The following is a 24,403-nucleotide window of genomic DNA, read 5'->3' as shown; positions in this document are numbered from 1 at the left end:
TAAGTGATAATTTGTCCATAAATTTGGGGAAGAGGACTTAGATAATGCCTAACAAGAATAGAGTCAAGCTAAAGGGGAAATTAAAGACATATCTACGTATATTCTCATATCTGGGAATACTACTTGTTCTTATAAATGCAGCCGTATTTACAGTTGATATAACTGCAGGCCTTATTCTTCTGGCCTTTACCGGTCTGTATTTCATAGCGGTTTTGTATCTTAATTTCTATAACAAACCCATTATTATGAATGAACTGGTAAGCTTTGCTACGGAGTATGGCCAGATTCAAAAGAAGCTCCTTCGAGAGCTGGATCTTGCCCATGCAATCCTGGATGATACAGGAAAAGTTGTATGGACTAACCAGGCCTTTGAGAGGATCACCCACATAGACAGGAGCTTTAGAAAATCCATCACATCTGTATTTCCGGCTATAACTCCTGATAAGTTCCCGGAAGGTTATGAAGAAGCTTCCTATGAACTTGAATATGAAAACGGCAATTATACTATGAAGCTTAAGAGAATATCTCTTCATGAAATGGCCGTTAATAGTGACATAATAGATGCCAAGGACTACGAAGGCAGTCTAATTGCGGTGTATCTTTTTGATGTAACTGCATTAAAGCTTGCAATTGACGAAGTTGATAACCAGTCACTGGCAGCAGGACTCATATACCTGGACAACTATGAAGAGGCTCTTGATAGTGTAGAAGAAGTCAGAAGATCTCTTTTGACAGCTCTTATAGATCGTAAGATCAATAAGTATATTGCTTCCTGCAATGGTATTGCCAAGAAAATCGAGAAGGACAAGTACTTTGTGGTAATGCCCAAGAAGTCCTGTGAAATGCTCAAGGAGCAGAGATTTGACCTCCTTGAAGATGTTAAGACTGTAAACATTGGTAATGAAATGGCAGTCACACTCAGTATTGGTATTGGACTTGATGGTCTGTCCTATGCTCAGAACTATGAATTTGCCAGAAACGCCATAGATCTTGCCCTGGGCCGAGGCGGCGACCAGGCTGTAGTCAAGAGTGCAGACAATATTTCTTACTACGGCGGCAAGAGCCAGCAGATTGAAAAGAGTACACGAGTTAAGGCCAGAGTTAAGGCCCATGCCCTTAGAGAAATTATCTCAGGTAAAGATACAGTTATCGTTATGGGACATAGGATTGGTGATGTAGATAGCTTTGGCTCCTCTGTAGGTATTTATAGAATAGCCAAGACACTCGATAAAAAATGCCATATCGTTCTCAATGATGTGACTACATCCATGCAGCCTTTAGTTGATCTGTTCAAGAGTAATCCTGAATATGAAGAAGACATGATAATCAACAATCAGCAGGCCATAGATATGGCCAGCAGTAATGCGGTTTTGGTAGTGGTAGACGTAAATAAGCCTAGTATTACAGAGTGCCCTGAACTTCTTCGTTTCTGTAAGACTATAGTCGTTCTTGATCACCACAGAGCAGGAACAGAGATAATTGAAAATGCTACACTTTCTTATGTAGAGCCATACGCTTCATCTGCATGCGAGATGGTTTCTGAGATTCTTCAGTACATTGGAGAAAACGTCAAGATAAGAAATGAAGAGGCAGACAGTTTATATTCAGGAATGATAGTTGATACCAACAACTTCATGAATAAGACCGGTGTACGTACCTTTGAGGCAGCAGCTTTCCTTAGAAGGAACGGCGCCGATGTGACAAGAGTACGTAAGCTCTTTAGAGAAGATGCTACAGAATACAAGGCCAAGGCTGATGTTGTCAGTCAGGCCCAGGTTTACCGTGACAGATATGCAATATCTGTTCTTAGAAATGATGAAATCCAGAGCCCTACTATAATAGGCGCTCAGGCAGCCAATGAACTGCTAAATATTAAGGGCGTCAGAGCCAGCTTTATCTGTACTGAGTACCAGAATCAGGTATATGTCAGCGCCAGATCAATTGATGAAGTCAACGTTCAGGTCATCATGGAGAAACTTGGCGGAGGCGGACACATGAGTTCTGCCGGATGCCAGCTGGAGGGCGTAAGTGCCGAGCAGGCAATAGAAATAGTCAAGCAGACACTGGATAAAATGATAGAAGAAGGAGAACTTTAAATAATGCAGGTAATTTTGTTAGAAGATGTTAAGACACTTGGTAAAAAAGGTGAAGTTGTAAAGGTAAGCGACGGCTATGCCAAGAACTTCGTTATCCCTAAAAAGCTTGGAGTAGAGGCTACTCAGAAGAACTTAAATGAGCTCAAGAATCAGCAGAAGAGAGATTCAATCGTAGCTCAGCAGCAGCTTGATGAGGCTAAAGCCTACGGAGAGAAGATCAGCAAGGAAACAATACAGCTTACAATGAAAGCAGGAGAGGGCGGAAGAGTATTTGGTTCTGTATCCACCAAGGAAATTGTTACAGCTGCCAAGCAGCAGTTTGGCTTTGATATCGACAAGAAAAAACTTCAGATGCCTGAGCCTATCAAGTCATTCGGAACCTATGAGATTCCAGTTAAATTGCACCCACAGGTTACATCCACAATTAAAGTTTGTGTAAAGGAACAGTAAAATGGCAGAAGAAGCACTGTTAAAAAGAGTTGCTCCGCACAGTCTTGAGGCTGAGCAGTCTGTAGTGGGCGCTATGCTGATGGACAAGGATGCCATAGAAATCGCGGCAGAAATAGTAACGCCAGAGGACTTCTATGACAGGCAGCTCGGAACTCTTTTTGAAACAATGGTTGAACTTAATAAAGAAGGCAGTGCGGTGGATATTGTAACCCTGCAGAACAGGCTCAGGGAAAAGAATGTACCGCCACAGGTCAGCAGTGTTGAATTCATTGGTGATCTTGTCAATGCGGTTCCTACATCTGCAAATATCAAGTATTACGCTCAGATCGTTGCAGACAAATCCACTTTGAGAAAGCTTATCCACGTTAGTGAAGAAACAATAAATGACTGCTACTCTGGAGCTGATGACATGGAAGGAGTCTTGAATGACGCTGAGAAAAAAGTCTTCCAGATTACCCAGAAGCGTAACACCGGCGATTTCGTTTCTATAGACCAGGTGGTTATGAATGCTCTGAACAGAATTGAGGTTGCCAGTAAGATGAAAGGCAATGTCACAGGACATTCTACAGGCTTTACTGATCTTGACTATAATACAGCCGGATTCCAGCCATCTGACCTTATCCTGATAGCAGCCAGACCTGCTATGGGTAAGACAGCATTTGTTCTGAACATAGCTGAGCATATGGCTTTCCATGATAATAAGTGTGTTGCCATGTTCTCACTGGAAATGTCCAAGGAGCAGTTTGTAAACCGTCTCCTTTCCATGGAATCCCACGTTGATTCACAGCATATCAGAACAGGTAACATGTCTGATATGGACTGGGAAAAGCTTATTGAATCAGCAGATGTCATTGGTAAATCCAAGCTTATAATAGACGATACACCTAGTATTTCAATACAGGAACTCAGGTCAAAATGCCGCAAGTATAAGATGGAATTTGACCTTCAGGTTATCATGATCGACTACCTCCAGCTTATGTCTGGAGGAACTGGAAGAGCATCAGAATCAAGACAGCAGGAGATTTCAGAAATTTCAAGATCCTTAAAGGCTCTGGCCAGAGAATTAAATGTTCCGGTTATTGCTCTTTCACAGTTGTCCCGTGCTGTTGAGCAGAGACCTGATCACAGACCTATGCTATCTGACCTTCGTGAGTCAGGAGCCATCGAGCAGGATGCAGATATGGTAATGTTCCTGTACAGAGATGATTATTACAATAAAGATACAGAGAAAAAGGGTGTGGCAGAAGTTATCATTGCCAAGCAAAGACACGGCCCAATTGGAACTGTAGAGCTATTGTGGCTTCCACAGTATACGAAGTTTGCAAACCTTGAGAAGGGGCATTGATGTTGAGCCAAGCGGCGCACTCGGAAATGCGAGGCATTTCTGGTTTATGTGGTTGAGCCAAGCGAAGCACTCGGAAATGCGAGGCATTTCCTCGTTCATTTGGCTTCGCCAAATGCCAAAAATAAAAAAAGTGCAGTTATTCGAGTAAACTCGAAACTGCACTTTTATTATTTTTGTCGCTTGGTCTCAACCCTGTGATATAGCAGATACAGGACACTGAGCTGCGCATGAACCGCAATCGATACATGTGTTAGGATCGATCTCGTACTGTGTATCTCCCTGAGAAATAGCTGAAACAGGGCACTGAGCAGCGCAAGAACCGCAGCTGATGCAACCATCACTAATAACGTATGCCATAATAAAATCTCCTTCCATCAAATAGAATGCCTAAAATTGTAACAAATATAAGCTGGTGTAGCCGGCACCAACCTTTGATACATGATAATGATAATATAACAAAACCCAATGTGCAATACTCTTAACGAAAACTTTTATCAGATGAAATGATTAAATAAATATAAATTAACTGACAATAGGGATGAAACCGGTAAATGTAAACGCTTACACAAATTGGCACCAAACCCTTGCAAACATTGACATCAGTATGGTTTTGATGATACTATTGAATACGGCAGAATACGAGTGAAATATCCGTCACATCTTGTTTTCTTGGGAGGGAAATAGTGTGAACGGAATTTTTGCGCGGTTTCTTAGGTTTTCTATACAACTTAATATAAAAGCCAAAAAAATCCAAAAATTTAAAGGTAGGAGGAATTGAAATGGCAAGAAACATGAAAACCATGGACGGTAACGAAGCAGCCGCATATGCATCATATGCGTTTACTGAAGTTGCTGCTATGTACCCAATCACACCTTCATCTGTTATGCCTGAGCATGTAGATGAATGGGCAACAGCCGGAAAGAAGAACATTTTCGGCCGTACAGTACAGATTACAGAGATGCAGTCTGAGGCTGGTGCAGCTGGCGCTGTACACGGATCACTTGTAGTAGGTGCTCTTACATCTACATACACAGCTTCACAGGGACTTCTTCTTATGATCCCTGATATCTACAAAGTTGCAGGTGAGAGACTTCCTGGAGTATTTAACGTTTCCGCTCGTTGCGTAGCTTCACACGCTCTTAACATTTTCGGTGATCATTCAGATGTTTATGCTTGCCGTCAGACAGGTGCTGCAATGCTTTGCGATTCTAGCGTACAGGAAGTTATGGACTTAACACCTGTTGCATACTGCGCAGCAATCGAAGGAAGAATTCCTTTCATTAACTTCTTTGATGGATTCCGTACATCACACGAAATTCAGAAGATCGAGGTTTGGGACTACAAGGATCTCGACGAGATGGTTAACCATGAAGCAATCGATGCTTTTAAGGCTAGCGCTCTTAATCCTAACCACCCATGCCAGATGGGCTCAGCTCAGAACCCTGATATCTTCTTCCAGACAAGAGAAGCTTGTAACACAGGTTACAACGAGCTTCCTGAAATTGTTCAGAAGTACATGGACAAGGTTAATGCTAAGATTGGTACAGACTACAAGCTCTTCAACTACTATGGCGATCCTAACGCAGAGGTAGTTATCGTAGCTATGGGTTCTGTAAACGATACAATTGAAGAGACTATCGATTACCTTGAGAAGCAGGGCAAGAAGGTTGGTGTTGTAAAGGTTCGTCTTTACAGACCATTCTCAGCTAAGGCTCTCGTAGATGCAATTCCTGCATCTGTTAAGAGAATCGAAGTTCTTGATAGAACAAAAGAGCCTGGTTCATATCGTGAGCCACTTGCTCTTGATGTTATCGCAGCTCTTAAGGGAACTAAGTTTGAGTCAGTTCCTGTATTCTGCGGACGTTATGGTCTTGGTTCTAAGGATACAACACCTGCACAGATCGTTGCTGTATTCGAGAACGACAAGAAGGAAGAGTTCACAATCGGTATCGAGGATGATGTAACAAATCTTTCACTTGATGCTGGTGCTCCACTTGTTACAACTCCAGAGGGAACAACAAACTGTAAGTTCTGGGGTCTTGGTGCTGACGGTACTGTTGGTGCTAACAAGAACTCTATCAAGATCATTGGTGATAACACAGACATGTATGCTCAGGCATACTTTGATTATGACTCTAAGAAGTCTGGTGGTGTTACAATGTCTCACCTTAGATTTGGTAAGAAGCCTATTAAGTCAACTTACCTCATCAAGAAGGCTGACTTCGTAGCTTGCCACAATCCTTCATATATCCGCAAGTTCAACATGGTTCAGGAACTTGTTGATGGAGGTTCATTCCTTCTTAACTGCCCATGGACAGTTGATCAGCTCGAGGCTGAGATTCCTGGTCAGGTTAAGAAGTTCATGTATGATCACAAGATCAACTTCTATATCATGAACGGTTCTAAGATCGGTGTTGAAGTTGGAATGGGACCTACAAGAATTAACACAATTCTTCAGTCTGCATTCTTCAACATCACAAAGATCATTCCTGAAGAAGATGCTATTAAGTTCATGAAGGATGCTGCTCAGAAGACATATGGCCGTAAGGGCGAAGATGTTGTTAAGAAGAACTGGGCTGCTATCGATGCCGGTGCAGATCCTAAGAACCTCATCAAGGTTGAGATTCCAGAGAGCTGGAAGGATGCCAAGGACGAAGGTCTTGACTTCAAGACAGCTACAGGATCAAGAAAAGACGTTGTTGATTTCGTTAACAACATCCAGACAAAGGTTAACGCTCAGGAAGGTAATACTCTTAAGGTATCAGATGTACTTCCTTATGTTGCTGGTGATACACCTTCAGGATCAGCAGCATTCGAGAAGAGAGGTATTGCTGTAAACGTTCCAGCTTGGGATGCTACAACATGTATCGGATGTGGATTCTGTTCACTTGTATGTCCTCACGCAGCTATCCGTACAATCGCTATGACAGATGACGAGATCGCTAAGGCTCCAGAAGGACTTCAGACAAAGCCACTTGCAGGAATGGACGGATACAAGTATTCAGTTGTTATTTCTGCTCTTGACTGTACAGGTTGCGGATCTTGCGCAAATGTATGTCCTGGTAACAACAAGGGCGAGACACTTAAGATGGGTGCTATCGCAGCTAACAAGGACGAGCAGAAGTACTTCGATTATGCAGTTACACTTCCTATCAAGGAAGATGTTGTTGCTAAGTTTGGCGAAGCTTCAATCAAGGGCTCACAGTTCAAGCAGCCACTCCTTGAGTTCTCAGGCGCTTGCGCAGGTTGTGGTGAGACACCTTATGTTAAACTTGTTACTCAGCTCTTTGGTGACAGAATGTATGTTGCAAACGCTACAGGATGTACATCAATCTGGGGTAACTCTTCACCTTCAACACCTTACACAGTAAATGCTCAGGGCCGTGGTCCAGCATGGGATAACTCACTGTTCGAGGATAACGCTGAGTTTGGTATGGGTATGGTACTTGCTCAGAACGCACTCCGTGATGCTATCAAGGAGAAGGTAGAAGAAATCGTAGCTGCAGGCGGTTCTGCTAAGGACGCTGCTCAGAAGTGGCTTGATACATTCAATGTTGGTTCTGAGAACACAGCTGCTACAGATGCTCTTGTTAAGGCACTTGAAGGCGACAACTCAGACGCTGCCAAGTATGTTCTTAAAAATAAAGACTTCGCTGCTAAGAAGTCACAGTGGATCTTCGGTGGTGACGGATGGGCATTCGATATCGGATTCGGTGGTCTTGATCACGTACTTGCTTCCGGCAAGGATGTTAACGTTCTCGTTGTAAACACTGAGGTTTACTCAAATACAGGTGGACAGTCATCTAAGGCTACTCCTACAGGTGCTGTTGCACAGTTCGCTGCAGGCGGTAAAGAGATCAAGCAGAAAGACCTTGCTTCTATCGCAATGAGCTATGGCTATGTATATGTTGCACAGATCGCTATGGGTGCAAATATGCAGCAGACAATCAATGCAATCAAAGAGGCTGAGGCTTATCCAGGACCTTCACTTATCATCGCTTATGCTCCATGTATCAACCAGGGACTTAAGGCTGGTATGAACAAGGTTATGGACGAAGAGAAGAAGGCTGTTGCTACAGGATACTGGGATATGTTCAGATTCAATCCTCAGGCAGAGAACAAGTTCACACTTGATTCTAAGCCAGCTACAGAAGACTTCCAGAGCTTCCTTGATGGTGAGGTTAGATACCTTTCACTTAAGCTCAAGAATCCTGAGAGAGCAGCTAAGCTTAATGCTGCAGCAGCAGAGCATGCTAAGGAGCACAGAGCTTACCTTGAGAAACTTGTTTCTCTCTATGGCAAGAACTAATTCTAACTGATTGTTAGAACGAATAAAGAAATTTAGGGCGGTCCGCTTTGGACCGCCCTTTTTCTATGAGGTGAAATAAGAGCAATAAAAAACAGGAGACAAATTGTCTCCTGCCTGTAGATGCATATTAAATTCTGGAAAGTGCCTGTACTGCATTGTCCTTGACCAGAGTAGTGTAGTGCTCAGCAAGATACTGCTCTTCAGCAGTAGAACCAACCTCAGTCTTGCCATACTCTGTAAGAAGAGAGCAGATATTTGCAAATACATTATCTTCCAGATTACCCTGGTGAAGTATCAGATAAAACTTACCATTTACTTCATTCTTGTACAGGGTATTGATACCATCGAATTTCCTGCTTACGATAGCAGCGAATCTAGTAACCTCGTGAAGTGAATCAAATGAGAAGATTCTGGAACCCTTTCTTCCCGGAGTTTCCTTCTTCTTGGGGTTAGTAGTTTTTTCCTTAAGCTTCTTTGAATCTGAGAAAGGACTGCTCATTGCTGACTCAAGAGAGTCATTTAAATTGCTGCGCTGGAGTCTCTTGAAAAGCCCCATTACATCCTCGTCCTCTTCGTCCTCCTCGTATTCCTCATCCTCATCGTAGTCGTATTCATCCTCTTCATCTTCCTCATGAACTGAAGGAGCAAAGTTGGAAAAACGAGTGTCCAGCTCTTCCGGATCGTCTACCTTGGTGATGACAAGAACAATACATTCAGAGTTGATGGGGATTGCCTCGATCATAAGAGGAGTATCCTCAGCATCAAAGCCATATTGTAAATTCGCTTGCTGCATCATGTCCTGGAAAAGCTCTTTAGCCTTATCAGTTCCATATGCAAGCTCTGTAATCTTAAGGTCGCGCTTCGCAAGGTCATCTTTGGTAAGTGTGCATCTAATTTGATGATCATTGACTTTTTCAATTTTCATGATGCTTACCTCCTGACTTTGGAATACATAGATACTAATTTAAACGGTATTCTATGTCAATACATGTATCGTCATATTTTATAAAAAAATTAAATTTGATACAAGCTACCAGAGGTTTATGCGTATGATGGTTAATAAAGAAACGAATATTTGATATACATAAAATCTTAAGAAATTTCGATGGTAAATCTTAAGAATTTCCTGATATTATATTTTTTGTGAGGCGCCTGCCCCAGATTATAGTCCGGGAAGGAGGCGAGCTTTCAGAAACAAAATCGGTTTTTTCTTTAATTCATTGTTCCACATGATTGTGGAATGTCTTACTAAGATTTTTCGGTTTAAGTTTCTTAAATTAATTTCACAACAAATAACGCATAGACAATTTGTAGTATTTTCCTAATACTATTATACCATATTTGGTGCGACGACACGCATCAAAAGACATGGACTTGGATTGTGGCGCCTCATAATATTAATATACGTCAAAAGAAAAAGTGTCATCAAAGCACATTTTGGAGAATTTATCACATGTATAGAACCTTTTGGTTCCAAAGATGACACAATTTCAAGTTATAAAAGTGGGTAAAAACTATCAACTTCAAGTAATTGCATCAATACAGTTTTTCAAGAATATATTTGAGAGGACCCCGCCTTGACATATACAGCTTGTATCCGTGTTTTTCACCAGTACTTTGATAATGACGTAAACTTAATAGTCTGTTATAATAAAGGGCGATTGTAAAGGAGCTAGAACATGAAAAAGAAAGTGATTCCGGCGATTATTATAATCGCCCTTATTTTTATTATAGGAGGAATTTATGCTGGGCAGATTCTCTATCAGCATTATTCCTATAGCACTGAACGTGCAGATTTAGACAGCTATTTTGATATAAAAAATGATACAGACGTTGCTATTATTCTGGGCAATGAGAGGATAGAAGAAAGGGCCTATCTTATAGATGGCCATTATTACATGGATTTTGCTTCTGTTCAGAAATATTTAAATGACAGATTCTACTATGGAATTGCAGATAATACATTATTCTATACTACAGCCACTAAGGTCATCATGTCAGAGGTGGGAACTTCAATCTGGACAGATTCCAATGGGGAATCCGCAGATGAGGGATATGTAATATCCAGAACAACTCAGAATAATGGAGAAGAAATCCTCATTGTGGCACTTGATTACATTAGGAAGTACACAAATTTCTTTTACGAAGGATTTACAGAGCCTAACCACATGCAGCTTACAACAAGCTGGGATGATGAGACAGTAGCTACAATTAATAAGAATACAGAGCTTAGATTAAGAGGCGGTGTTAAGAGCGAAATTCTGGAAGATTTATCCAAGGGAGATGAGGTAGTTGTCCTGGAGGAACTGGAGAACTGGAGTAAGGTCAAGACAGCTGACTCTTACATAGGATATGTAGAGAATAAGAGACTTTCAGATATAGCATCTAAGAGTCCTATTCCGGTTACTGACTATGTTCCTGAGGAGTACACCAGTATCAGGAGAAATCACAAGATCAACCTTGGCTTCCACAATATAGGAGGAGCTGCTGGTAATGATACCTTTTCATCCTATGTTGCAGGAACTAAGAGCCTTAACGCTATTTCTCCAACCTGGTACAAGCTTAATTCCAGCAATGGAGATATTGCATCAATTGGCTCAACCGCTTATACTAGAGCTGCCCATGAGAAAGGAATAGAAGTATGGGCTCTTGTGGATAACTTTACAGGTTCAGGAGAATTTTCCACATCGGAGTTTTTATCGCACTATTCCAGCAGAAAAAATGCGATTGACCAGCTTATGAGCCTGGCTGCCCAGCATGAGGTTGACGGCATTAATCTTGACTTTGAAACTATCAGTTCAGAAGATGGTCAGTCATATGTTGAGTTTGTAAGAGAACTATCTATCGCCTGCAGACAAAATGGCCTGGTTTATTCAATAGACAACTATGTTCCCATGAATTTCAATGATCACTACAAAATTGGAGAGCAGGGCATAGTTGCAGATTACGTCATTATTATGGGATATGACGAACACTATGCCGGATCTGCTGAGGCAGGAAGTGTAGCATCTCTTAGCTATGTGGAAAACGGACTTTTGAACACTGTGGCCAAGGTTGATCCATCCAAGGTTATCAATGCAGTTCCGTTCTATACTAGAATTTGGCATACTTCAAATGGAACTCTTTCTAGTGAGGCGGTGTCAATGAAGGTAGCAAACGACTATGTCGCCAATCACAGCATTAGTCTGACCTGGGATGCAGAAGCTGGCCAGAACTATGGCGAATATACAGGAGCAGATGGAACCATTAACCAGATATGGGTTGAGGATGCCGCTTCAATCGGTCAGAAAATCGATGCTATGAAAGCTCAGAACATAGCTGGTATTGCAGAGTGGTCTCTTGGAATGGAAACATCAGATGTTTGGGATGTAATTTCAGCGTATATCGAGGGATAAGAAGTGGAAACAGAAGTAGTAGTAATAGAAGAAAAAAAAATAGATGAAAAGGCCAGAGACAATCTTAAAAGAGCTGGCAAGATCATAAGGGATGGCGGACTTGTAGCTTTCCCGACAGAAACAGTTTACGGCCTTGGAGGCGATGCATTAAATCCAATGTCTTCCAAGAAAATATATGCAGCTAAGGGAAGACCATCCGACAACCCGCTTATTGTACACGTTGCAAATATGGATGATCTTGCTGCTATTGTACAAGAAGTGCCGGATGCAGCAAGGAAGCTTGCTGACGCGTTTTGGCCAGGCCCTCTGACAATGATCATGAATAAAAACAAAAAGGTGCCTTATGAAACAACAGGCGGCCTTGATACAGTGGCAATCAGAATGCCCAATAACGAAATAGCCCTTGAACTTATCAGACAGTCAGGAGGCTATATAGCAGCTCCTTCCGCCAATACATCAGGAAGACCCAGTCCTACAGTTGCAAGATACTGTGTTGAGGATCTTTCAGGCAAGATAGAAATGATAATAGATGGCGGACAAGTGGGAATTGGCCTTGAATCAACTATTGTTGATCTTACAAGTCAGGTTCCCATGATCCTTCGTCCTGGATACATCACAGCTAAGATGCTTGAGGATGTACTAGGAGAGATCAGTATTGACAAGACCATTATTGACAGCTCATCAACAGAGCGTCCCAAGGCTCCTGGCATGAAATACAGGCATTATGCTCCTAAGGGAGATCTTATGATCGTCCAGGGAAGTCAATCGCAGGTGGTAGACTATATAAATGGCAAGACTAAAGATGCAGAGGCTTCTGGCAAGCGAGTTGGCGTAATTGCTACAGATGAAACGAAATCTCTTTATCAGGCACATATAGTAAAAAGCGTTGGGAACAGAGAAGATGAGAGCACAATAGCTCATGAACTCTTTAAGGTTTTAAGAGAGTTTGATGATGAGAATGTGGATGTTATGTTCTCAGAAAGCTTTGATGATAGTGGTATTGGCCAGGCAATCATGAATAGGTTATTAAAAGCAGCAGGGCATCACATCATAGTATTGTGATTGCCTTTTTTGCGGTATAATTATAAAGTGTGAGGTGAATAAAATGATAGCATTAGCAAGTGATCACGGCGGATTCGAACTTAAGGAATCAGTCAAGAAGCATTTACAGGAAAGAGGCCTTGAGTTTAAGGACTTTGGAACCTATGACCTTAATTCCTGCGATTATCCAGATTTTGGAGCACAGGCAGCAAGAGCAGTAGCTGATGGCCAGTGTGAAAAAGGCATCGTGATCTGCACAACAGGAATCGGCATTTCAATCGTAGCCAATAAGATAAAGGGCATAAGATGTGCTCTTTGCTCAGAAGCATCAACAGCAAGACTTACAAGAGAGCACAATGATGCTAACGTTCTTGCTATGGGCGGCGGATTTGTAGGACCTGTTCTTGCCAATGAGATTGTTGATACATTCCTTGATACACCATTTTCAGGGCTTGAGAAGCATAGCCGTAGAATTTCCAAGATTTCAGAACTTGAGAAATAATCTCAGAACAAACATTAGCACATAAATAAAAATTCAAATATAGAGCGTTTTAGGAGGACAGTATGGCAAAAGTAGTTATTATGGAACATCCACTTATTCAGCACAAGATTGGATACATCAGAAGGATTGATACAGGTACAAAGGATTTCAGAGACACTATCAGCGAGATAGCAACACTTATCTGTTATGAAGCTACAAGAGATCTTCAGCTTCAGGATGTAGAGATTGAGACCCCTATCTGCAAGACTACTGTTAAAGAGCTCAAAGGTAGAAAACTTTGTGTAGTACCTATTTTAAGAGCAGGTCTTGGAATGGTAGACGGAATGCTTGCACTTATCCCTGCAGCTAAGGTTGGTCACATCGGCCTTTACAGAGACCCAGAAACACTTAAGCCTGTTGAGTATTACTGCAAGATGCCAGCAGACGTTGCTGATAGAGAAATTTTCGTTGTTGATCCTATGCTTGCTACAGGCGGATCATCTATCGCTGCTATCCAGATGCTCAAGGACAGAGGTTGCAAGCACATCCACTTCCTGTGCATTATCGCAGCACCAGAGGGACTTAAGGCTATGCAGGAGGCACATCCTGACGTAGATATCTATGTAGGATCACTTGACGAGCAGCTCAACGACCACGGCTACATCGTACCAGGTCTTGGAGACGCTGGTGATAGAATCTTCGGAACAAAGTGAGTGATATAGGGACGAAAAGTGACATTTATGACTGCATGCAGGCATATAAATGTCACCTTGAGGACCGAACATACATGAGGAAAAAAGATGTACGAATGAAATGAGTACATCGATTTCCGAATGTATGTAGGATTGTGAGAGTACGAAGTACGGAGCAATCCGTATATCACGGAGTACAAAAAGACATACGAATGGAATGAGTATGTCGATTTCCGTATATCACGGAGTATATAATCACAACGGAGGACTTATGAAAAGAGAAGACTATATATCCTGGGATGAATATTTTATGGGAGTTGCCAAGCTTGCTGCCATGAGATCCAAGGACCCCAACACTCAGGTTGGAAGCTGCATCGTGAGTGAAGACAACAACATACTCTCTATGGGATATAATGGCTTTCCTAAGGGCTGTTCTGATGAAGAGTTTCCTTGGGAAAGGGATGGCGAGGACGAACTTTCCACCAAGTATCCTTTTGTGACACATAGTGAGCTCAATGCGATTCTCAATTACAGAGGTGGAAGCCTTGTAGGTGCCAAGATATATGTATCTCTTTTCCCTTGTAATGAGTGTGCCAAGGCCATAATCCAGGCCGGAATCCGCACTGTTGTGTATGATAGCGACAAATATGGCACCTCAGCCAGCACCAGAGCATCCAAGAAAATGTTCGATGCTGCAGGAGTCAGATATTATCAGTACCAGCCTAGTGGCAGAAATATTAAGATAACAATTTGATCAGACTATGAAAAATGTGGGGGAACTAGGAATAAACTCAATATTTAGGAAGACATCAAGGCGTTTTACAGCGCTTTTGTGTGCCTTTGTTATATGCTTTTTATCTGTTCCGGTTGTTACAGTAAATGCTACGGAATCCACCAGGAAACAGCTGGAGGAGGCCAAGGAGAAAAAGAAACAATCCGAAAGTGACTTAAATGACACCAAGGACAACATAGCTGAAATGAATGAGGAGAAATCCTCGCTTCAGGGTCAATTAAATACTCTGAACACTCAGCTGACAGAAGTAAGTAATAACTTAGAGAACCTGGAAGAACAGATTGATGACAAAGAGACAGAAATAGAGAACACTCTTGCAGAACTGGAAGTTGCCAGGAAAACTGAGGAAAGTCAGTATGCTTCCATGAAAAAGAGAGTGCAGTTCATCTATGAAAAGCAGAATTTTGTCCTTATCGAGATGCTCTTTGGATCGGGAAGTTTTGCAGATTTCCTCAATCAGAATAATTATATTGAGCAGCTCTCAGCCTATGACAGAAAGATGTTTCTTAAATACATCGAGACCAGAAAGAGCATAGAGGCCAAGGAAGCAACTCTGGAAGAGGAAAAGAAACAACTTGATGAATATAAGGTTCAGGCACAGGCTGAACAGAGCAGAGTTTCAGGCCTTGTTAATCAGACATCAGGCAGTATCAAGCAGTATGCCAATGATATTTCTGATGCAGAAGCCAAGGCACAGGCCTTGGAAGACCAGATAAAGGCTCAGGATGCAGATATCAAGAATCTTGAAGCCAAGCTGGCAGAAGAAATGCGTCTGTCCAAGCTTGCAGCATCATCCTCCTGGAGAAACATTTCTGAGGTTACATTTGCCGAGGGTGATAGATATCTTTTGGCGAATCTTATTTATTGTGAGGCGGGTTCTGAGCCCTATGAGGGAAAGGTCGCTGTTGGTGCAGTAGTTATCAACAGAGTCTTAAGTTCAGTATATCCGGATACAGTTGTGGGAGTAATATACCAGAACAAGCAGTTTTCACCCGTGGGAAGTGGAAGACTTGCTCTTGCACTTGCAGACGGCAAGGCAACAGCATCCTGCTATCAGGCTGCTGATGAAGCAATGAGCGGATATTCAAATGTAGGAAACTGCGTATACTTTAGAACCCCGGTTCCGGGACTTACTGGAATCAATATAGGTGGACATGTATTTTATTAAATCAAAGGCCCTTGGCGATAAGCTCTTCTATGGGCTCTGCCAGTTGTAATATGCCGTGTTCGTACAGATCATTAAGGAGCTTGTTCAGTGAGAGCAGGCTCTTTTTAAGAAGAGTCTCATCTATAAGTCCTTTTTCAAAGGCTTCGGAGAGCTCATCCAGGTCCACTACGCGTTGACGGCCATCGGGATATATTTTTACATCAGCAAGAAGATCAATTACGAGCAGGGAATTTTTCTCAGGATCATATTCTGAGGTGATGATATCGCAGTACCAGCACAAAAGAGAGCCATCGGCTTTTAGGAATTTGCTGACCTTAACGCCGCGATCAAGATAATAGCAGGAATAACCGCTAGACAGATCACATCTGTCATGAAGAGTTTTCCACTTGGTTATGATTATTTTATCGTTACATTCCAGGATTTCATCGTCCTTTAGCTGGACACATTCATCTGGAATGAATCGTCTGCGGTACAAGATTGGATGCTCCATATTAACTCCTTTGTGAGAAAACAGTAAACAACCTAAATTGTATTATCAAAATCTTACTATCATTCAAATTGAAAGTCAATTATGCAGGGAAAATCAGTTAAACTAACCATTATTAAAATAATATACGCTATATTGGTCTTTGTTATCGCTATTTTTGTCATTAGCAGGCTTTCAGGCGATGATAATGCTGATATGACAGCACAGATGTCTGAGGCAACTCTGCCTACAGTGTCTTTCCTTAGCAATTATAAGGAGATAAATCCGCTTCATGGCTATACAGATGAAATGGACATCAGCCATTTGAGGGGAACGATCCTCCCTATCGGAAGCAATAGAGACGTAACTTTTAAGATACGAACCTATGGAAGAAATATCACAAATCTTCGTTTTGAGGTCAGAAATATAGATGGCGTGGGACTTGTAGAGAATACAAATCTTCAGGACTACAAGGAAAGCGCTGATGCAATTACAGGCTCCTTCCAGCTAAAGGACCTGATAACTTCAGGAAAAGAGTACATGCTGGTAATGCTCATGGACACAGAGAGCGGAACTGCCAGATACTATAGCAGAATCGTGTGGACAGGCGATGAGAACAGGTATCACATGGACGACGAGATAGATTTTGTAAGAAACTTCTCAAATGCTACTTTTGACAAAGAAACAGCTTCAGAGTACTCAAAATACCTTGAATCCAATTCTGAGGGTGATAACACCTCTTTTAACAAAGTAAATATTCACAGCAGCTTTAACCAGGTAACCTGGGGAGATCTCGACATTACTGAGCACACAGAACCAGATATATACGTCACAGATATCCATGGCCAGACAGGCAGTTTTTATCTGCAGTATAGGGTTAATATCAAGGAAGGTGCTGTTAACAAGAGCTATAATGTGTGCGAAGCCTACAGGGTAAGATACACTTCAGACAGAATTTATCTTCTCAATTTTGAGAGGACTATGAATTATATTTTTGACACCAATGCTTTTTCAATAACCAAGAATGTTATTGGACTTAGCATTTCAGACCCGGAATTGCAGCTTGTTGAGAGTAGCAGTGGTAGTGCTTTTGCCTTTGTCAGCGAGAACAGGCTTTATATGCTAAACAACTCAGAAAACAAGCTGGCATATCTCTTTGGTTTTTATGATGACAAAAACGATGATATCAGAACCAGATGGGATCGCAATACCATAAAAATCCTTAGAGTTGATGAAGCAGGAAATGTTAAATTTGCCGTTGCCGGTTATATGAACCGGGGAGCACATGAAGGCCAGGTTGGAATTGCTGTTTACGACTATAATGCCAGCATTAATGCCGTTGAAGAGCAGGCTTTTATAAAGAGTACAAGTGACCCGCAGATTCTCATGGAATATGTGGAAACAATAGTGTATGCCAATACCAGTGATGTCTTTTATGTAATGCTGGATCAGAACATTTATGCCATAGACTTAAATGACAGAACCTGGACTATGGTTGTGGATGGAATTGGCGCAGGTGAGTACAAAATTTCCGAGTCCATGAGTACAATTGCATGGCAGAGCGATGATCTAAAGAGCCTTAAGATGATGAATCTTGGAACCAAGACTATTTCTGAGGTTGCTGCAGATGATGGAGACTTTATACGTGTTCTTGGATTTATGGGAGAGGACATGGTATTTGGTCTTGCTCATGAGACAGATGTTCTGATGGATCAGATGGGTAATCCTGTTTATGCTATGTACAACATAAAGATTCAGGATGGGGATGGAAATATCCTGGAAAACTATCACCCAGATGGAATCTATGTTACAGATGTTTCTATAAGCGACAATCAGATCAGAATGACCAGGGTTGTCAAGGATGAGGAATCTGGCAAGTATGTCAGCACCTACGACGACCAGATTATGAGCACACTCAAGGCTGAAAGCGGCAGCAACGTGGTTTCTGTAGTTTCTGTTGATATATATGAAAAGATAGTTCAGATAGCAGCAAAGAGCGAGATAAAGACCAAGCAGATACGTGTCTTGACTCCGGCTCAGACATTATTTGAGGGAGACAGAAACGTAGCAATAGAGTCAGAGAGGGACCAGAGCGAGAAGCCATTTTACTATGTATATGGCCTCATGGGACTAAATGGAGTATACAGTGACCCTGCAGATGCTGTAAATGTTGCTTATGCGGCGCCTGCAGTAGTAGTTGGAGATGATAACAGATATGTATGGTACAAGGGAAATCTGTTGAGATCCAACCAGATCATGTCTATAACAAGAACAGCCGAGAGCTATGAGAATATGACCTCAGAGGATCCTGTAGCTGTCTGCCTGGATCTTATCCTTACTTTTGAGGGAGTGAACAGAAATGTTAAGACCCTTTTACAGGCAGGAGAAGGCGCTGGACAGATACTTGATTCGTCTCTTCCGGATGCAAGGATACTGGACCTTGATGGATGTCCTATGTCAGCTATGCTCTATTATGTTAATCAGGATATTCCGGTCATGGCTATGATGAACGATGGAAGCGCTGTTCTTATCATAGGATTTAATGATCTTAACACTGTTCTTATGAATCCTGAGACAGGAACAGTTTATAAATACGGAATGAATGACTCAGAAAAGCTTTTTGAGGAAAATGGTAACCATTTCATTACCTATATTACGGAGGAAGACTAAATGAAGGAATTTGAGTACAAAAAGATTGCTGATCCTGAATTTTTTAAGGATAATGTACTTCCAGCGCATGGCGATTTTGTGAGCTTTGCCACTGAGGATGAACTTTCAGAGGGAGACACCTCACTTAGAATATCTTTAAATGGATTATGGAAATTCCACTATGCCAAGAATTACAGAGCAGTTGTTCCTGGATTTGAAAAAGAGGAATATGACTGCGATTTTTGGGATGACATCCGTGTTCCAGCACATATGCAGATGGAAGGCTATGATATCCCGGCATATATCAACGTTCAGTATCCATGGGATGGTCACGAGAAAATAGAGCTTGGCCAGGTTCCGGAGGAGTTTAATCCAGTAGGAAGTTATGTTAAGTATTTTAATCTTCCTGCCAACTGGTATGGACAGAATGTTCATGTAGTATTTGATGGAGTTGAGAGCGGCTATGCCCTCTGGCTTAATGGCCAGTATGTGGGATATAGCGAGGATACCTTTACTCCTTCTGAGTTTGACCTTACACCTTACCTCAAGGAAGGCCTTAACAAACTGGCTGTACAGGTGTTTAAGTGGACTTCATCAAGCTGGATGGAGGACCAGGATTTCTTTAGATTCTCAGGAATATATAGAAATGTATTCCTGCAGCTTGTTCCAGCTGTGCATCTTGAAGATGTCAAGATCAGAACTCTTTTAAATGACGACTTTTCTGAAGCTGAGCTTGAATTGACATTTAAGACTCAGGGAACTGGAAATGTTGAGTATATTCTGTACCGCAATAATCATCAGGTAGTAAAGGGCAGTGCAGTAATTGGAGATGAGGCCAACTCTGACGGCCCGGTTGTATCACTTAATGTGGTAAAAGAGAAAGTGTATAACCCGGTACTCTGGAGTGCTGAGGATCCGCAGCTTTACCAGCTTATAATCAAAATGGTGGATAAAGAGGGCAATGTTCAGGAAGTAGTGAGCCAGAATGTTGGATTTAGACGCTTTGAGATGAAGGATGGCCTTATGCTCATTAATGGCAAGAGAATTGTCTTTAAGGGAGTTAACCGTCACGAATTCTCCTGCGATACAGGAAGAGTGGTATCTTACGAGGAAACTCGTGCTGATATTATCAACATGAAGAGAAACAATATAAATGCCATCAGAACCAGCCATTATCAGAACTCTGCAGCTATTTATGAGCTCTGTGACATCTATGGCCTTTACATGATCGCAGAAAACAATATGGAGACTCATGGCAGCTGGTCACATCTTGGAGATGAGCCTGCTATTCCATATGCAATCCCAGGCAGCAGGGAGAATTGCATGGAAGTGATGCTGGACAGGGTTAATTCTACCTATCAGCTTGATAAGAATCACCCATCAGTCCTGATATGGTCTATTGGTAATGAGTCTCATGGTGGTAAAGTGCCCTACGAAATGTCACAGCTATTTAGAAAGCTTGATCCGGACAGACTTGTGCACTATGAGGGAATCTGCCACGACAGGACCTACAACGATACAAGCGACATGGAGAGCCAGATGTACCCTCCTGTAACAGCTATTGAGAAGTTCCTTTCTGAGCACCCTGAGAAACCATTTATCTGCTGCGAATATACTCACGCAATGTCAAATTCCTGTGGAGCAATGTTCAAGTACACAGATCTTGCAGACAGGGAGCCACGCTATCAGGGCGGATTTATCTGGGATTATGTAGATCAGTCCATTAGGAAAAAGAACCGCTTCGGCGAAGATTTCCAGGCCTATGGCGGAGACCATGGCGAGAGACCTACAGACTACAACTTTAGCGGAAACGGTATTGTAGATGGTCAGAGAAAGTCCTATGCCAAGATGCAGGATGTTAAGTTCAACTACCAGAACATCAGAGTTTTGGTGGATATGGATAAGGTTAAGATAATAAACAATTCTCTTTTCACAGCTACAAGCGAGTATGACTGCTTTGTTATATTAGAAAGAGATGGAGTAAAAATTTTGGAAAAACGCATGGCTACGGATGTTGCTCCTCTTTCAGAAAAAGAGTATGAGCTTCCGGAAGCTATAAGAGCCAAAATGTCAGTTATGGGAACAGCTCCATTTGATGAAAATGGCCCATTCCCACTTGATGAGTATTGTGTAACAGTCTCATTCAGACTTCGCGATGATACAATTTGGGCTGAGAGAGGACATGAAGTGGCTTTCGGTCAGGGCGTCTTCAAGACTGCAGCTTCTACCTGCGTAGCATGCGGAGAACTCAAAGTCATAAAGGGCGACTACAACATCGGAGTTAAGGGTAACCACTTCTCTGTACTCTTTAGCCGTGATAAAGGAAATATTACGTCTTACCGCTATGGAGGAAGAGAACTTATAGAATCAATTCCAAAGCCAAACTTCTGGAGAGCACCTGTAGACAATGACCGAGGCAACAATATGCCTGCCAGATATGCTCAGTGGAAGATTGCAAGCCTTTACTCCAGCACATTCCCAATCTTTGAGGATAGTACAGGCTATGTAAATGGCAGCTGGGATGACAGAAAGATATATCCTATTATTCAGGAGGATGATTGCAGTGTTTCAATTACCTTCAAGCACTACCTTCCTACAACACCTGCATCTAGCGTACTTCTGACCTACAATGTTACAGGTGATGGCAGAGTATGGATAAAAGAGGAATACGAGCCTGTAGAAGGTCTTACTCCAATGCCTGAATTTGGAATGATGTTCAAGTTCAACGCAGACTTTGACAGAGTAATATTCTATGGTAATGGCCCTGAGGAAAACTATGTTGATAGAAATAAGGGCGCTAAGCTTGGAATTTATGAGTACAAAGTAGAGGACGCTATGGAGAGCTACATCCGCCCTCAGGAAACAGGCAATAGAACCGGTGTCCGCTGGGCTAAGCTTGTAGACTACAAGGGAAGAGGCTTATTGTTCGAAGCACCTGATACCATGAACTTTAGTGCACTTCCATATACACCAGATGAACTTGAGGCAGCAGAACATCCATTTGAACTTCCTCGCTTCTGCAAGAGCGTTGTTCGCTGCAGCGCAATGCAGATGGGTATTGCAGGAGATGATACCTGGGGATCCAAGACTCATCCGGAATTCCTGCTTCCAAAGGATGAAAAACTCACATTTGTTATGAGCTTTAAGGGAATCTGATAATTTAAAAAATGATGTAGGAGAGGCAGACTATGAATGAGGCAATGGTAAAGAGAAATGAGTTACTGGCACAAAAGGTTATAAAGGGGCTTGAATCCAGAAATATGACTGGATATTATGCTGCAACCAAAGAGGAGGCGCTCAAGAAGGCACTTGAGATCATCCCAGAGGGCAGCAGCGTAACAATGGGTGGCGCCATGAGCGCTCACGAAATCGGTCTTGTGGAAGCCATTAAAAATGGCAGTTACACTTTTATTGATAGGGAGACTGCTAAAACTCCTGAGGAGAAGAGAGAAGCCATGCTAAAAGGCTATGATGCGGACTTCTTTTTATCTAGTGCTAATGCAATGACAGACGACGGCGTTATTGTGAACATTGATGGAAATTCAAACAGAGTATCCATGATAGCTCAAGGACCAAAGCATGTTCTTTTTATTGTTGGAATGAATAAAATTTGCGATGACATAGATGGTGCTATGAAAAGGGCCAGAAACGTAGCAGCACCAATAAATGCTCAGAGATTTGGCCTTAGCACACCTTGCTCCAAGACAGGAGCCTGCATGAACTGCAAGTCTCCAGATACAATATGCTGTCAGTTCCTGATTACTAGATTTTCCAGACACAAGGATAGAATACATGTAATCCTTGTTAACGATAATCTTGGATTCTAAATGCCTTTCTGAGGACTTCTTGGACTAATATATTCTATGTATTTCTTTTATGAGGAGAAGAAAATGGAAAAGAGAAAAAGCTACATAACTTTTACAAGAGACTTAGAGGGGTACAAGTGGTTTAAGCCAATTCTGGTACTATTGCTTGCATTCTTTTTCCAGACCTGCGCGAGCGTGATATTAGCAATGCTTTACTTTCTGATCAAGGTTAATAATGGGCTGAGTCTTATGGATGCTTTGGGGATAATCTCAGGCGGATACGATACTATGGATGTTTATTCACCTGAAGGTGCGCTATATATGCTAGGCAGCCTTGCGGCGTTTGTTCCAGCTATCTGGCTGGCATCCTTAATTGTAAAAGATAGAAAGTTTTCCACATATGGAAGCGTATGCCCAGGATTTGATATAAAGTTATTTGGAAAGATGCTTCTGGTTGGAATAGTACCTGTAGCACTTCCATGCGCCTTTTCTACCATCTATGGTACTGATTATACTGGAGAGATAAAATTTACTGTGTTAGGATTTATAGTCTGCACAGCATTGACGCTATTTCAGTGTATAGCAGAAGAGTACGTGTTTAGAGGACTCATAATGCAGACTGTAGGAGGATGGACCAGAAACGCCATAATTGCAATAATCATACAGGCTGTTATCTTTGCGTCTGGCCACCCATATAGTATATACGGAGTAATTGAAGTATTCATAGCAGGGATTCTTTTGGGTACAGTGGCGCACATCACAGATGGTCTTGAGGCTTCAAGCGCAGCACACTTTTTGAACAATATTACAATCTTTTGGCTTAATGGTTTTGGATTTCAGACTATTTCAACTGAAGTTGAGTTTATGTCGATCATTGAATCTACATTTATAGATGGCCTCTTCCTGATTGTGGTGATAATCCTTATAAAGAAGGGAATTCTTCCAAAGAGGCAGGCACAGGAACAGATTCAGCCTGTAGAAGGGCCTGTTTTTAATGAAGCAAATAATTATGGGAACGAGGAATAAAATTGGGGAAAGTAATAGATGCCTGTATATTTGACCTTGATGGAACACTGACAGATACTGAAAAATTCTATCAAAAGGCCTGGCCTTTGGCACTTGAGCACTTTGGCTACAAGTGCGAACCGTGGATGCCACTTGAACTGCGCTCTCTAGGACGCCCCTTTGCTCCGCTTCAGTTTAAAAAGTGGTTTGGAGATGACTTCGACTATAACGAAGTAAGAGAGTACAGGAAATCCATAGTTGTGGATATGATAAAAGAGCAGGGGATTCCTCTTAAGCCTGGTGCGAAGGAAATCCTTGTATGGCTCCGGGAAAATGGCATTTTGACAGCTCTTGCTACAGCCAATGACTTTGAGAGAACAAAAGGGTATCTCACGCGCCTTGGACTCTTTGATCATTTTGATAAGATAATCTGTGCAGATATGGTAAAAGAGGGAAAGCCTTCTCCTGACATATATTCCTATGCCTGTCAGCAGCTTGGCCTTGAACCACAGCGTTGCCTTGCAGTTGAGGATTCGCCAAATGGCGTAACCAGTGCACATCTTGCGGGATGTAAGGTTGTCATGGTTCCTGATCTTACTCAGCCAGACGAGGAACTTAGTAAGAAACTATACGCATGTGTCCCTTCGCTGGTGGATATTAAGACCTTATGCTAAAGCTATCAGCTATACAGAATATGATTAGATTA

18 protein-coding genes are annotated in these 24,403 nt (G+C 42.0%); 15 read left to right on the top strand and 3 right to left on the bottom strand.

Annotated elements, in window-relative coordinates; genetic code table 11:
- Nucleotides 1-44 precede the first annotated feature (44 nt).
- Genes G631_RS0113910 through dnaB form a run of 3 tightly spaced genes read left to right on the top strand, consistent with a single transcriptional unit; the run spans nt 45 to nt 3,891 of the window.
- Nucleotides 45-2,096 (top strand): DHH family phosphoesterase, encoded by a 2,052-nt coding sequence (locus G631_RS0113910; RefSeq protein ID WP_035789863.1) that lies wholly within the window; start codon nt 45-47, stop codon nt 2,094-2,096.
- A gap of 3 nt (nt 2,097-2,099) precedes the next feature.
- On the top strand, nt 2,100-2,546 hold the full coding sequence (rplI, locus tag G631_RS0113905; RefSeq protein WP_026489971.1) for a 50S ribosomal protein L9: 447 nt from the start codon (nt 2,100-2,102) through the stop codon (nt 2,544-2,546).
- A gap of 1 nt (nt 2,547) precedes the next feature.
- Entirely contained in the window at nt 2,548-3,891 is a 1,344-nt protein-coding gene (gene dnaB / locus G631_RS0113900; protein WP_026489970.1) for a replicative DNA helicase, read from the top strand.
- A 186-nt stretch (nt 3,892-4,077) separates the two neighbouring features.
- Here the strand turns inward: dnaB and G631_RS0113895 are convergent, their stop codons facing one another.
- A complete protein-coding gene (locus G631_RS0113895) occupies nt 4,078-4,248 on the bottom strand; it encodes a DUF362 domain-containing protein (protein WP_026489969.1) in 171 nt (56 codons plus the stop codon).
- Between the two features lie 422 nt (nt 4,249-4,670).
- On the opposite strand from G631_RS0113895, the gene nifJ reads away from it, so the two are divergent.
- The gene (gene nifJ / locus G631_RS0113890; protein WP_026489968.1) at nt 4,671-8,201 is read left to right on the top strand and encodes a pyruvate:ferredoxin (flavodoxin) oxidoreductase; all 3,531 of its coding nucleotides are present in this window, start codon (nt 4,671-4,673) and stop codon (nt 8,199-8,201) included.
- Between the two features lie 127 nt (nt 8,202-8,328).
- Here nifJ and G631_RS0113885 read toward each other — a convergent pair whose 3' ends face one another.
- Nucleotides 8,329-9,126, bottom strand: a complete 798-nt coding sequence (locus G631_RS0113885; RefSeq protein WP_026489967.1) for an adaptor protein MecA — start codon at nt 9,124-9,126, stop codon at nt 8,329-8,331.
- A 754-nt stretch (nt 9,127-9,880) separates the two neighbouring features.
- Between G631_RS0113885 and G631_RS0113880 the strand changes: the two genes are divergently transcribed.
- The 6 genes from G631_RS0113880 to G631_RS0113855 all read left to right on the top strand — a co-directional run bounded on the left by G631_RS0113880 (nt 9,881) and on the right by G631_RS0113855 (nt 15,771).
- A complete protein-coding gene (locus G631_RS0113880; protein ID WP_026489966.1) occupies nt 9,881-11,596 on the top strand; it encodes a glycosyl hydrolase family 18 protein in 1,716 nt (571 codons plus the stop codon).
- Nucleotides 11,597-11,599: 3 nt separating this feature from the next.
- Nucleotides 11,600-12,658 carry an L-threonylcarbamoyladenylate synthase gene (locus G631_RS0113875; RefSeq protein WP_026489965.1) on the top strand — a complete coding sequence of 353 codons (1,059 nt, stop codon included), beginning with the start codon at nt 11,600-11,602 and terminating at the stop codon, nt 12,656-12,658.
- 43 nt (nt 12,659-12,701) lie between these two features.
- Nucleotides 12,702-13,139: a ribose 5-phosphate isomerase B gene (gene rpiB / locus G631_RS0113870; protein WP_026489964.1), complete on the top strand. Its 438-nt coding sequence runs from the start codon at nt 12,702-12,704 to the stop codon at nt 13,137-13,139.
- A gap of 62 nt (nt 13,140-13,201) precedes the next feature.
- A complete protein-coding gene (upp, locus tag G631_RS0113865) occupies nt 13,202-13,831 on the top strand; it encodes a uracil phosphoribosyltransferase (RefSeq protein WP_026489963.1) in 630 nt (209 codons plus the stop codon).
- Between the two features lie 250 nt (nt 13,832-14,081).
- Complete coding sequence (locus G631_RS0113860; protein WP_026489962.1) at nt 14,082-14,564, top strand: deoxycytidylate deaminase; 483 nt, start codon at nt 14,082-14,084, stop codon at nt 14,562-14,564.
- 7 nt (nt 14,565-14,571) lie between these two features.
- The gene (locus G631_RS0113855; RefSeq protein WP_051197273.1) at nt 14,572-15,771 is read left to right on the top strand and encodes a cell wall hydrolase; all 1,200 of its coding nucleotides are present in this window, start codon (nt 14,572-14,574) and stop codon (nt 15,769-15,771) included.
- Between the two features lies 1 nt (nt 15,772).
- Here G631_RS0113855 and G631_RS0113850 read toward each other — a convergent pair whose 3' ends face one another.
- On the bottom strand, nt 15,773-16,261 hold the full coding sequence (locus tag G631_RS0113850; RefSeq protein WP_026489960.1) for a DUF402 domain-containing protein: 489 nt from the start codon (nt 16,259-16,261) through the stop codon (nt 15,773-15,775).
- A gap of 81 nt (nt 16,262-16,342) precedes the next feature.
- On the opposite strand from G631_RS0113850, the gene G631_RS0113845 reads away from it, so the two are divergent.
- The 5 genes from G631_RS0113845 to G631_RS0113825 all read left to right on the top strand — a co-directional run bounded on the left by G631_RS0113845 (nt 16,343) and on the right by G631_RS0113825 (nt 24,371).
- Nucleotides 16,343-18,907, top strand: a complete 2,565-nt coding sequence (locus G631_RS0113845) for a hypothetical protein (RefSeq protein WP_035789862.1) — start codon at nt 16,343-16,345, stop codon at nt 18,905-18,907.
- Complete coding sequence (locus tag G631_RS0113840) at nt 18,908-22,042, top strand: glycoside hydrolase family 2 TIM barrel-domain containing protein (RefSeq protein WP_026489958.1); 3,135 nt, start codon at nt 18,908-18,910, stop codon at nt 22,040-22,042.
- 32 nt (nt 22,043-22,074) lie between these two features.
- Nucleotides 22,075-22,713, top strand: coding sequence for a lactate utilization protein (locus G631_RS0113835; RefSeq protein WP_026489957.1), 639 nt, complete (start codon nt 22,075-22,077; stop codon nt 22,711-22,713).
- A gap of 63 nt (nt 22,714-22,776) precedes the next feature.
- On the top strand, nt 22,777-23,718 hold the full coding sequence (locus tag G631_RS0113830; protein ID WP_026489956.1) for a CPBP family intramembrane glutamic endopeptidase: 942 nt from the start codon (nt 22,777-22,779) through the stop codon (nt 23,716-23,718).
- A 2-nt stretch (nt 23,719-23,720) separates the two neighbouring features.
- Nucleotides 23,721-24,371, top strand: a complete 651-nt coding sequence (locus tag G631_RS0113825; RefSeq protein ID WP_026489955.1) for an HAD family hydrolase — start codon at nt 23,721-23,723, stop codon at nt 24,369-24,371.
- Nucleotides 24,372-24,403: the final 32 nt, after the last annotated feature.

The sequence above is a fragment of the Butyrivibrio sp. XBB1001 genome, from assembly GCF_000424505.1.
Taxonomy (GTDB): Bacteria; Bacillota; Clostridia; order Lachnospirales; family Lachnospiraceae; genus Butyrivibrio.
This window is presented reverse-complemented; position numbering and strand designations above follow the sequence as displayed.